The sequence below is a fragment of the Stenotrophomonas sp. YJH_SMC_58 genome (assembly GCF_059369635.1).
This window is the reverse complement of the sequence record NZ_JCAFSW010000001.1, coordinates 188,021-200,228: the sequence shown is the minus strand read 5'-3', so window position 1 is coordinate 200,228 and position 12,208 is coordinate 188,021. Positions and strand designations below refer to the sequence as shown.

The 12,208-nt window shown below is 68.8% G+C and carries 8 protein-coding genes; 7 read left to right on the top strand and 1 reads right to left on the bottom strand.

Annotated elements, in window-relative coordinates; all coding sequences use genetic code 11:
• Positions 1–41: 41 nt before the first annotated feature.
• Positions 42–578, bottom strand: coding sequence for a hypothetical protein (locus AC5P68_RS00860; RefSeq protein ID WP_005410728.1), 537 nt, complete (start codon positions 576–578; stop codon positions 42–44).
• Positions 579–708: 130 nt separating this feature from the next.
• On the opposite strand from AC5P68_RS00860, the gene AC5P68_RS00855 reads away from it, so the two are divergent.
• The 7 genes from AC5P68_RS00855 (at position 709) to yoaA (ending at position 12,200) form a co-directional block, all read left to right on the top strand.
• Complete coding sequence (locus AC5P68_RS00855; RefSeq protein WP_495216745.1) at positions 709–2,865, top strand: bifunctional (p)ppGpp synthetase/guanosine-3',5'-bis(diphosphate) 3'-pyrophosphohydrolase; 2,157 nt, start codon at positions 709–711, stop codon at positions 2,863–2,865.
• Between the two features lie 30 nt (positions 2,866–2,895).
• Positions 2,896–4,467 (top strand): hypothetical protein, encoded by a 1,572-nt coding sequence (locus AC5P68_RS00850; protein ID WP_495216747.1) that lies wholly within the window; start codon positions 2,896–2,898, stop codon positions 4,465–4,467.
• A gap of 63 nt (positions 4,468–4,530) precedes the next feature.
• Positions 4,531–5,421, top strand: a complete 891-nt coding sequence (locus AC5P68_RS00845) for an SDR family oxidoreductase (protein WP_005414259.1) — start codon at positions 4,531–4,533, stop codon at positions 5,419–5,421.
• Positions 5,422–5,493: 72 nt separating this feature from the next.
• Positions 5,494–6,546 carry a glycosyltransferase family 2 protein gene (locus tag AC5P68_RS00840; protein WP_495216749.1) on the top strand — a complete coding sequence of 351 codons (1,053 nt, stop codon included), beginning with the start codon at positions 5,494–5,496 and terminating at the stop codon, positions 6,544–6,546.
• A gap of 84 nt (positions 6,547–6,630) precedes the next feature.
• A complete protein-coding gene (mrcB, locus tag AC5P68_RS00835; RefSeq protein ID WP_049453541.1) occupies positions 6,631–9,066 on the top strand; it encodes a penicillin-binding protein 1B in 2,436 nt (811 codons plus the stop codon).
• On the top strand, positions 9,063–9,599 hold the full coding sequence (locus AC5P68_RS00830; RefSeq protein ID WP_049404693.1) for a hypothetical protein: 537 nt from the start codon (positions 9,063–9,065) through the stop codon (positions 9,597–9,599). The genes mrcB and AC5P68_RS00830 overlap by 4 nt, the downstream gene beginning before the upstream one ends.
• 552 nt (positions 9,600–10,151) lie before the next feature.
• Positions 10,152–12,200, top strand: a complete 2,049-nt coding sequence (gene yoaA, locus AC5P68_RS00825) for a DNA repair helicase YoaA (protein WP_111172445.1) — start codon at positions 10,152–10,154, stop codon at positions 12,198–12,200.
• Positions 12,201–12,208: the final 8 nt, after the last annotated feature.

Sequence of the window (12,208 nt, the reverse complement as noted above, 5' to 3'; positions counted from 1 at the left end):
CGGGGTACGGTGGAATGTCATCCACGCGTGGCGTGGATCCACTACTTGGAGCGGCGCACCTTGGGCTGGCTGTTCACGCCTTCCACCTTCATGTACCACACGCCCATCACGCCGGGCTTGATGCTGACCTTGGGCGATTGCTTGCGCACGCCGACCACGCTGGTGCTGTCGGTCTGCTCCCATTCCTGGCCGTTGTCCAGCACGTAGACGCGGCCCTTGCCGAAGCCACGGAACTCGCCCTGCAGCACGCCGGTGATCGGCTCGCTGCTGCCGAAATCGAAGAACCCGCGGTTCTTCACGATCACTTCCTGGCGGCCCTGTTCGCGGGCTTCTTCGCGTACCGCTGCCACAGCCTGGGTCGTCGCCGCTTCAACCTTGCCCTGCAGCCAGCGGTTGAGCGTGGCCAGTTCCTGCGCGCTCAGCTTGTCCAGGCCGGCCGCCTTGAATTCGGTCGGCGACATCTGCTGCTGCAGGTCACCGTCCACCACGCGCTGGGCCAGCGCAGGCGCCGACAGGGACAGCAGCAGTGCGGCGCAGGCCAGCAGCCGTGGACGGAAACGTGGGGCGATCGAGGGCATGGCGGAACTCTCCTGGGTTTGCCGGCGAGTGTAGCGGCATGTCTTCATGCCGGGTGATGGTGGCTGCGGTGATTGTCCCTGAACGGCGCCGGCGCTAGTGTAGGAACCTCTGTCTTGCCTGCTCGATGCTGTGAACCGCGCTTCTGTCCCCGGCCTGGATGCCTTGTTGAACCGTCCCTCCGCCGCGGTGCTGCCCGCTCCGCTGCGCCAGGCCCTGCGCGAACACTGGGAAGCACCGGAGTGCGACCACCAGATGCGCGCCAGCTGGTCGGTGCTGGGCGATACCCTCGATGCACTGTCGATGCTCTCGGCCGACGAAGGCGCGGTGGTTGCCGCGCTGTTGTTCGACCTGCCCGGCCTGCGCGCCAGCCTGGACCAGCTGCCGCTGGGCAACCACAAGGCGGCGGTGATCGGCCTGCTCGACGGCCAGGACGCCGCCGATCCGGTCTGGGCGCTGCATGCTGGCCGCGAGGCCGGGCGCAACAGCGAGGGCCTGCGCCGCCTGCTGCTGGCGATCATCCGCGACCTGCGCGTGGTGCCGATCCTGCTGGCCCGGCAGCTGGCGAGAATGCGCGCTGCCGACAAGCTGGACGACGAGCAGCGCCGGGCGCTGGCGCAGCTGACCCGTGACATCCATGCGCCGCTGGCCAACCGGTTGGGCATCTGGCAGCTGAAGTGGGAGCTGGAGGACCTGGCGTTCCGCCACCTGGAGCCGGAAACCTACCGCCGCATCGCGCGCGAGGTGGACGAAACCCGCGTGGCGCGCGAGCGCTACGTGCAGAACGTGAAGAAGCAGCTGTCGCGCGAGCTGGCCGCACAGGGCATCCATGCCGAAGTGAGTGGCCGCCCCAAGCACATCTACAGCATCTGGCGGAAGATGCAGAAGAAGCGGCTGGCGTTCGACCAGCTGTACGACATCCGCGCGGTGCGGGTGATGGTCGACGACGTCGCCGCCTGCTACGCCGCGCTGGGTGTGGTGCATGCGCTGTGGGCCCCGGTGCCGAGCGAGTTCGACGATTACATCGCACGCCCGAAGGCCAACGACTACCGTTCGCTGCACACCGCCGTGGTCGGCCCGGAAGGGCGCACGATCGAAGTGCAGATCCGCACCCACGAGATGCATTCCCAGGCCGAGCTGGGCGTGGCCGCGCACTGGAAGTACAAGGAAGGCGGCAAGGGCGCGGAAAAGTCGTTCGATCGCAAGATCACCTGGATGCGCCAGCTGCTGGAGCAGGCGCAGGACGGGCAGGGCAATGAACTGGCCGGGGCACTCGACGCCGAGCTGACCGAGGACCGGGTCTATGCGCTCAGCCCGAAGGACGAGGTGCTGGACCTGCCCCAGGGGGCCACGCCGCTCGATTTCGCCTACCAGGTACATACGATGGTGGGCCACCGCTGCCGTGGCGCCAAGGTCAATGGCCGCATCGTGCCGCTGACCTATCGCCTGCGCAGCGGCGACCGTGTCGAGATCCTCACCGGCAAGGAGGCCGACCCCCGCCGCGACTGGCTGATGCCCGCGCTGGGCTTCCTGGCCAGCAACCGCTCGCGCGAAAAGGTGCGCAGCTGGTTCCACAAGCTGGACCGCGCGCGCAACGTGCAGGCCGGGCGCGAACTGCTCGAGCGCGAGCTGAAGCGTCTGGGGCTGCAGCATTCGGATCTGGCGGTGGCGGCGAAGAAGTTCCATGCCGACAGCGTTGACGACCTCTACATCCAGGTGGCGCTGGGCGACACCGGCCCGAACCAGGTCAGCCGTACGCTGCTGGAGGCAGAGCGCGCGGCCAGCCAGCCGGCCCCTGCGCCGGCGCTTCCGCGCCCGACCGCCCGCCGCGAGAACCTGGGCAAGTCCAAGTTCACGGTGCAGGGCGTGGGCAATCTGCTGGTGCAGCTGGCGCGCTGCTGCCAGCCTGTGGCCGGCGAACCGATCGTCGGCTACCTCACCCGTAGCCGTGGTGTCACCGTGCACCGGGCAGACTGTGCCGCGCTGGCCCGGCTGGCGGCCACCAGCCCGCAGCGCATCCTGCCGGTGGAATGGGGCCAGGCCGGGGGCGGCTACGAGGTGGACGTGGTGGTCAATGCGGTCGACCGCCGCTGGCTGCTGAAGGACGTCACCAACCTGATCGCCCAGGAAGACGCCTACGTGCTCGACATCCACAGTGACAACGTGCGCAACAGTGGCCGTGCCCATCTGCGCCTGAGGCTGAAGGTCAGCGACTACGACCAGTTGTCGAACCTGCTGGGCAAGCTGGACGCGCTGCCGGGCGTGAGCGAGGCGCGTCGCCTCGGCTGAGCTTCACGCCGCCCCGGCTACCCTGCACGCATGGAACGCGAGCCCCCGCATCGCCCGCATGGCGCTGAACACCCTGCGCTGGATCGCGTCCGCCGCGAAGGCCGCTGGTGGTGGCTGCAGGCACGTCATGCGCGGCGGGTCTGGCGATGGGCGCTGGTCGCGGCGCTGGCTGTGTTCGTGCTGCTGGTGCTGCTGCGCAAGCCGCTGGCCGACTGGTTCTGGGACGAGCCGCAGATCGATCAGCTGCTGGTCGAAGGCGATCGCGCGCTCGCCGCCGGCCGGCTGAGTGCGGCCGACGGCAGTGGTGCGCGGGAGCGCTACCAGGCGGTGCTGGCACTGGATGGCGATCGGCCGCAGGCGCGCCAGGGCCTTGCACGAACCGCCGCGGCAGCATTGCAGCAGGCCCGCGACAAGCTGCAGGGCGACGATCTGGAGGGCAGCGCGCAGTCACTGGCGCTGGCCCGCGAGCTGCAGGTGCCGCAGGGCGACGCCGACGCCGTGGCCCGCCAACTGCAGGCGCGGCGTAGCGCCGGCGCCGGTATCGGCGCGTTGCTGGCCCAGGCCCGCAATGCGTTCGCGGCCGGCCGGCTGGACGATGGCGACAGCAGTGCGTTGCCGCTGTTCCAGCGCATCCTGGCACTGCAGCCGGACAACCTGCCCGCTCTGGAGGGGCGCGAGGATGCACTGAGCGATCTGCTGCAGCATGCGCGCGCGCTGGCTGGACGCGGGGAACTGGCTGAAGCCGCTACGACGTTGCAGCGCGCGCGCCTGTTCGATGCAGGCCACGCCGATCTTCCCGCCAGCCAGGAGGCCCTGGCACGGGCGGTCGACGAGCGCTTGCGGCAGGCACAGCGCGCACTTCAGCGACAGCAGCTGGAACGTGCCGCAAAGGGGTTCCTGGCCGTGCTGGCGGTGGCGCCGGACGATCCCACTGCCCAGCGGGGCCGCGAGCAGGTGCTGCAGGCGGTGCTGGCGCGAAGCCAGATCCAGGCCGACGATTTCCAGTTCGAGGCGGCGCAGCGTGATGCCGTGCTGGCCGAAGCACTGGGCGCTTCGCAGGCGGCACGACAGCAACTGGTGCAGCGCCTGCAGCGTGCACGGCAGGCCCGGGAGGCACTGCAGCAGCCCGCAGTGAGCAACGCGCAGCGTGAACGCGAGCTGCGCGATCACCTGCGCCGGATCGAACGCGCCGAGCGCGCAGGCCAATGGATCAGCCCGCCGGGGCACAGCGCATTCGATGCCCTTCGCGAAGCACAGGCGCTGGCACCGCGCGATTCACGGGTGAAGGCCGCGGCCGCGCGCCTGCTGCCTGCCAGTCGCCGTTGTTTCGACGACAACCTCCGGCAGAACCGGGTGCAGGCTGCAGGTGCCTGCCTGCAGGCCTGGCAGACGTTGTCTCCCACCGCTGGCGGCCTGCCTGCGGCCCGCCAGCGCCTCGCGCAGCGTTGGATTGCGATTGGCAGCGAACGATTGGGCAACGGAGATGTCGCCTTTGCCGAACGTGCGCTCCAGCAGGCGGGCGAGCTTGGCGTCGGCACTTCCAGCAGCGAGTACCAGCAGTTGCGGCAGCGCCTGCGCGACATCGGGGTGTCGTCGCCCTGAGCCCGCCGCTGCCGGAGGGACCGCTATAGTAGCCACCCCTCGCAACATCCCCACGGAGTGCCGATGACCGTCCTTGTTTCCGGAGCCACCAGCCAGATCGGCCGGTTCCTGCTGCCGCGCCTGGTGCAGGCGCATGGGCGGGTACAGGCGGTGAGCCGGCAACCGCAACCGGCACAGGACGGCGTGCAGTGGCTGTGCGGGGACCTGGCAGCTGCGCTGGACAGCGTGCCGTCTCCGGACTGGCAGGCGATTGCCAGCTTCGGCCCCCTTGAAGCATTGGCGCAGTGGTTGTCGCGGCAGACGGCGGCCCCCGCGCGGCAGGTCATCGCCACCAGTTCGATGAGCGTGCTGAGCAAGCAGAATTCCGAGCAGGCCGACGAGCAGGACGTCGTGGCGATGCTGCAGCGGGGCGAAGCGGGCCTGATCGCGCAGGCCGAGCGTCTTGGCATGGGCTGGACGATCCTGCGGCCGACCCTGATCTATGGGGCCGGCATCGACCGCAGCATCACCCCGATCGTGCAGCGTGCGCTGCGTCTGCGCCTGTTTCCGATTCCGCTGGTGGGAGGCCTGCGCCAACCGGTGCATGCCGACGATATCGCCCGCGCCGTGGTGGCCTGCATCGCCACCGGTGCAGCGTCGGCACGGGTGCTGGAAATCGGCGGTGGCGAGCGCCTGCCCTATCACGCGATGTTCCGCCGCGTGCACGCCAGCCTGGCACAGCCGACATTGGCGCTGCCGTTGCCGGGCGCGGCACTGCGGGGCCTGGCCGCGGTGCTGCCGCGGGCGCGTGGTCCGGTGTCACGCCTGCAGCAGGATCTGATTGCGGACAATGGCCCGCTGCAGGCGCTGCTGGACGTACATCCGCGGCCGTTCCAGCCCGACGCGGACACGTGGCGACCGATGAGCGCGGCCCAGGCCGTGCAGCGGATCGCTGCGTATCCCGGCAACGGCTAGCCAGCCACCGTATCCATCCTCTTGGGGGGCTCTGCTACCATCCCCCGGCCCTTGTTTCCGCGAGTACGTTCGATGCCTGACGCGCCATCCCGATCGGCCCCTGCCGAGCGCATTGGCGTCGCGCTGTGCACCTACAACGGTGCGCGCTACCTGCAGGCGCAGCTGGACAGCATCCTCGACCAGGATCTTCCGGTGAACGAAGTCATGATCGGCGATGACGGTTCCAGCGACCAGACGCTGCAGCTGCTGCAGGCCTTCGTGCCGCGTGCACAGGCGCTGGGCATCCGTGTCGAGATCGTCCAGCACGCGCGCAATCTCGGCTATGTGCGCAATTTCGCCGATGCACTGATGCGTTGCCAGGCCGACATCCTGTTCCTGTGCGACCAGGATGATGTCTGGCATACGGGGCGTGTCCGCCGCTATGTGGAGCGCTTCCAGGCCGATCAGGGCCTGTTGTTGCTGCACAGCGATGCATGGCTGGTGGACGCGCAGGGCGCGCCGCTTGGCCAGCGGCTGCTGGAGGTACTGGTGGTCCATCCGGCCGAGGTCGAGCTGGAACGCTCGGGCCTTGCGATCGACGCGATCCTGCTGCGCAACTTCATCACCGGTGCCACCTGTGCGCTGCGCCGCGGGCTGCTGGCCGGATCGCTGCCGGTCCCGCCGGGCTGGAGCCACGACGAATGGCTGGCGGTCCACGCATCGCTGCGTGGAGGATTGGACATGCTGGCCGAACCGACCATCGACTACCGGCAGCATGGCAACAACCAGATCGGTGCCAGTCGCCGCGGTTTCCTGCAACGCCTGCGCCATCTCGATCTGTTCGATTCACAGGCGCGCCAGCGCACGGCCGGGCGCCTGCTGGCCCTGGCCGATCTGCTGGGGCAGCGCGGCGTGGTGGTGGCGCCGGAGCGCTTCCAGGGACTTCACGCGCTCGCCTGGCGCATGGCCTGGTCGCGCCTGCAGCTGTATCGCCGCGTGGATGTGCCGGCAGGCTGGATCGCCCATGATGCGCCGCGGTTGATCGCACGCCTGGCCAACGTCTGCCTGGCGGGGGGCGGCTGGAAAGGGGGCTGGGCAGCGCTTGCGGGTGCGTGGGCCGGGTGGCGGGCGCCGCGCGCTGCTTGAACTGCAGTGAAACCGCGGGCCATCGCCTGCCAGCCACCGCGGCGCCTGCGTTAGACTCGCCAGACCCTACCTGCCTGCATGCCCGTGCCCCGACGCTACGATTCCGACGACATCGACGATTTCGACGACGACCAGCAGGACGACAGCCCGCTGTGGCGGCGTCGCCTGATCACCTGGAGCATGGCTGCGGTCGCGTTGGGATTGGGCTTCCTGATCCCTTATACGCTGTACCTGAACCAACAGGTGACCCAGCGCTTCGGTGAACTGCGCTGGCAGATCCCGACCCGGGTATATGCGCGGCCGCTGGTGCTCACACCCGGCAAGGCGATGGACGCGGCGACCCTGAAGACCGAACTCGCCGCATCCGCCTACCGCGATGACGGGCAGGGCAAGGAGCCGGCGACCTATGCGGTGAACGGCGGGCGCTTTGTCATTTCCAGCCGTGGCTACAACGATGTGGATGGCCGCGTCGCACCGCGTCGGCTGGAACTGTCGCTGGCAGACGGTGCGGTCGCGTCGCTGCGTGATGCCGACAACCGCAAGGCGCTGAAGGCTGCGCGCCTGGACCCGGCGCGTATTGCCACCCTGTACGGGCAGAAGCAGGAAGAACGCCGCCTGATCCGCATGGACGAGGCGCCGGACCTGCTGGTGACCGGCCTGCAGGCTGTGGAGGACAAGGACTTCAACCGTCACCACGGCATCGATCTGTCCGGCATCGCGCGCGCGGTGTGGGTGACGGTCCGTTCCGGTGGCCAGAGTCGCCAGGGGGCGTCCACGCTGACCCAGCAGCTGGCCCGCAGCGGCCTGCTCGGGATCGGCAAGGAACAGACGGTCACCCGCAAATTCAACGAAGTGCTGTACGCGCTGATCATGGAGGCGCGCTACGACAAGCGCACCATCTTCGAGGCCTATCTCAACCAGGTGTACCTGGGGCAGCGCGGCAGCCAGGCCATCCACGGCATGTCTTCCGGCGCCGAGTTCTGGTTCGGCCGTGACCTGCAATCGCTGGAAACCGAGCAGATCGCGCTGCTGATCGGCCTGGTCAAGGGCCCGTCCTACTACGATCCGCGGCGCAACCCGGAACGCGCGCTGGATCGCCGTAATTTCGTGCTGGGCAAGCTGCATGAGGCGACGCTGATCGACGATGCCGAGTACCAGCGTGCGCTGAAGGCGCCGCTGGGCGTGCCCAAGACGCCGGGCCTGGTGGCGGCCAACCGCTTCCCGGCCTATGTGGACCTGGTTCGCCGCCAGCTCGGCCATGACTATCCGGAATCGGCGCTGCAGGGCGCCGGCCTGAGCGTGATGACCGGCATGTCGCCGTCCGCGCAGGCCTATGCCGAAGGCGCGGTGACCCGCACCATCAAGTCGCTGGAAAGCAAGCGCCGTCCCGAACTGCAGGCCGGCATGGTGCTGACCGACGTGCACAACGGTGACGTGCTGGCGGTGATCGGCAGCCGTGAGGTGTCCGAGGTGGGGTTCAATCGAGCGATCGAAGCACAGCGCCCGGTCGGCTCGCTGTTGAAGCCGTTCGTGTACCTGCTGGCGCTGGCGCAGCCGGACCGCTACTCGCTGGCCAGCTGGGTCGACGATTCGCCGGTGACGGTGCAGCTCGGCCGTGGCCGCAACTGGAGCCCGGGCAACGCGGACAACCGCAGCCACGGCACCGTGCGCCTGATCGACGCGCTGGCGCATTCCTACAACCAGGCCACGGTGCGCGTGGGCATGCAGGTCGGCCCCGAGCGTGTGACCCAGCTGATCCACGTGCTGGCCGGCATCAAGGCCGAAGCGAATCCGGCGGTGATCCTCGGTTCGACCGACCAGAGCCCATACGCGATGGCACAGCTGTACCAGTTCCTCGCGTCCGGTGGCGAAATCCAGCCATTGCATGCGGTGCGTGGCGTGCTCGATCCGCAGGGCAAGCTGCTCAAGCGTTACGACAAGACCCCGGCACCGGCCCAGGAAGGCGATTCGATTGCCGCCAACCTGATCAGTGTCGGCCTGCAGCAGGTGGTTGCCAGCGGCACCGCGCAGCGGCTCAACGCCGATGGCCTCAGCCGCCTGCAGCCGGCCGGCAAGACCGGTACCACCAATGATGGTCGTGACAGCTGGTATGCCGGTTACACCGGGGATCACCTGGCGGTGATCTGGATCGGCAACGACCAGAACGAGCAGGCTGGCCTGTACGGTGCTACCGGCGCGATGCGGGTCTGGTCGGGTATCTTCCAGCGTCTTCCCAGTGCGCCGCTGCGGGTCAGCAACAAGGGCCTGGACTGGCAGTCGGTGGCCGCCAGCGGCCTCAACACGACCGACGAAGGCTGCCCGGGAGCGCGCCGCTTTCCGTTCGTGGTCGGCTATGCGCCGGCCTATGCGCCCTGTGCACCGGCGGTGTCGCCGGACGGGCAGGGTGAGGCCGAAGGCGAGGGTGGTGGCTGGCGCAGCTGGTTCGGCCTGGACCGCAAGCCGGAAGTGCCTGCCGAACCTGCCGCGACGCCCGCTGCCACTCCTCCCCCGAGCCGATGATGCCGATGAACATGCGATCCCTGCTGCAGCCCCTGGCCCTGACCGGCCTCAGCCTGTCCCTGGCCGCCTGCGTGAGCAGTGCACCGCCGGTGGTCAAACCGGTCGATACCACCACGCCGGCGCAGCGCCTGGCCGCAGTTGACGCAGCCGCTGGCCCGGATGACAAGGAGCTGTCGGTGCAGCCGTTGCGTGACTCGCAGGTGGAAGATCTGCGGGTGACCGCGCAGGCGCAACGCCAAGCCAACGATCTGGCCGGTGCCGCCAGCAGCCTGGACCACGCGCTGGAAATCGTCGCCGGCGACCCGGCGGTGCTGCAGGAGCGCGCCGAGCTGGCGCTGCTGCAGGGGCAGTGGGCGCAGGCGGAGGCGTTCGCGCGCAAAGCGGTCGACCTGGGCTCGAAGACAGGGCCGCTGTGCCGCCGGCATTGGGCGACGATCGAGCAGTCTCGCCTGGCGCGGGGCGAGAAGGAGAATGCGGTGTCGGCGCATGCGCAGCTGGAAGGCTGCACGGTGCCGGGGATCAAGCGGTACTGAGGTATTCCACTCCATCGGGCGCTGCCCCCTCCGCGGCGCGCGCACTGATGGATGCGGGTGATGGCCCGGGTGGGTGGGGCGTGCAGGACACGCCGTAAACCCATCCCTGGGGGCTCGATGGCGCCATCCATGGCGCCAACGGTCCTGCACGCCCCACCCACCCGGCCCGCCATACATCGCGCGGGCCGCAGGCAAGAACAAAATCAAAAACAAAAGCGGGTCGCGCGCTGCGCGCGCTCGCAGTAGTCCCTCTTCTTTTCCCGTTCCTGCCACAGCTTCTGAGCTGCCAGTCGAGCAAGCTCGACGCTACGAAGCGCGTCCCTCCGTCACCGGGAAACTGTCGAAGGCGGGGAACTGTGGGTTTGCGGGGTGTCCGCGGGATGGATGCCGCGGCCAAGCCCCCAGGGACGGGTTCACGGCGTCCCCGCAAACCCACAGTCCCCCGCCAATCCTCAGTACAACCCAGAGCCATGAACAACGCTCTTGCTCTTGCTGTTGCCCTGGCTTGAAACGGGTGCCGGGCAGCGCCCGGCCGGGTATCCTTTCCCTCTGATGTCCGACCTTGTCCATGCCAGCCGCGAAGCCCTCAGCGACGGCGGCGCGCTCGCCTCGCACCTGGATGCCTTCGTCCCGCGTCCGGCACAGCTGCACCTGACCGAAGCCATCGCCGATGCGCTGCAGCAGCGTGACCTGCTGCTGGCCGAGGCAGGTACCGGCACTGGCAAGACCTTTGCCTATCTGGTGCCGGTGCTGCTGTCCGGGCTGCGTACCATCATTTCCACCGGAACCCGCGCGCTGCAGGACCAGCTCTACCACCGCGATCTGCCACGGGTGCGTCAGGCGCTGGGTGTCGGCCTGCGCAGTGCGCTGCTGAAGGGGCGCGCGAACTACCTGTGCCGCTATCGCCTGCAGCAGGCGCGTGGCGAGCCGCGTTTTTCCAGCCCCGAACAGGCGGCGCAGTTCCAGCGCATCCTGGCCTGGTCCGGTCGTTCGGAGTTCGGTGACATCGCCGAACTGGAAGGCCTGGCCGATGATTCGCCGCTGCTGCCGATGGTCACTTCCACTGTCGACAACTGCCTGGGTACCGACTGCCCGTTCTGGGATGACTGCTTCGTGGTGCGCGCGCGGCAGCGTGCGCAGGCGGCCGATGTGGTGGTGGTCAACCATCACCTGCTGCTGGCCGATCTGGCCCTGAAGCAGGATGGCTTCGGTGAACTGCTGCCGGGGGCGCAGGCCTTCGTCATCGACGAGGCACACCAGCTGCCCGAATTGGCCGCGCAGTTCTTCGGCGAAGGTTTCGGCATGCGCCCGTGGCAGGAACTGGGCCGCGACTGCCTGGCCGAAGCGCGTGGCGTCGGCGGCGCGCAGTCCGCGCTGCAGGAACCGGTCGACCAGTTGCAGCAGGCGCTGCTGGCCCTGCGTTCGGCGATGGAGGGACTGCCGCCGCGTGGCACGCAATGGCGCGCGTTGGCGATGCCGCAGGTGCGCGATGGATTCGATACGGTGATGGCGGGGTTGGTGACGCTGGAGCAGGCACTGCAGCCGCTGCGCGAAGCCGCGGCGGGCCTGGATGCCTGCCATGCACGGGCGCGCGAAGCGGTCTCGCGGCTCAGCCGCTGGCTGGGCGATGACGAACCTGCCCTCGATTTCGATACCGACCCGGCCGAAACCGCCACTGCCGCTGATGTGCTCTGGTACGAGCTCACGCCACGTGGTTTTCGCTGCCAGCGCACGCCGATGGATGTGTCCGGCCCGTTGCGTGAGCATCGCGAACGCAGTCGCGCGGCATGGATCTTCACCTCGGCGACGCTGACCGTGGGCGGTGGCTTCGACCACATCGCCACCCGCCTGGGCCTGGACGATCCGCACACGCTGGTCCAGCCGAGTCCGTTCAATTGGCCCGAGCAGGCATTGTGCTACCTGCCCGAAGGCCTGCCTGATCCGGCTGCGCGGGGCTTCGGTACTGCGTTGATCCAGACCCTGCGGCCGGTGTTGCAGGCCTCGCAGGGCAGGGCATTCCTGTTGTTTGCCTCGCACCGTGCATTGCGCGAGGCCGCCGAGGCACTGCGTGATGGGCCATGGCCGTTGTTCGTGCAGGGCGAGGCGCCGCGCGCGACGCTGCTGCAGCGCTTCCGCGAATCGGGCAATGGCGTGCTGCTGGGCTCGGCCAGTTTCCGCGAGGGCGTGGACGTGGTGGGCGAGGCGCTGAGCGTGGTGATGATCGACAAGCTGCCGTTCGCGGCGCCGGACGATCCGGTGTACGAGGCACGGCTGGAGGCGATCCGCAGCCAGGGTGGCAATCCGTTCCGCGATGAGCAGCTGCCGCAGGCGGTGATTGCGCTGAAACAGGGCGTCGGTCGCCTGATCCGCAGTGAGAGCGACCGTGGTGTGTTGGTATTGTGCGACCCGCGCCTGCTCAACCGTGGTTATGGCCGGGTCTTCCTCGATTCACTGCCGCCATTCCGCCGTACCCGCAGTCTGGCCGATGTGCAGGCCTTCTTTACGCCACAATGGGCGCCCGTGGCCGATCATGCGGCTGCCCCGGCCGCCGTTGCGACCGGCCCCGAGCCGGCGCCCGGTGCCACGTTCCCCCTGTTCTGACCCGATCC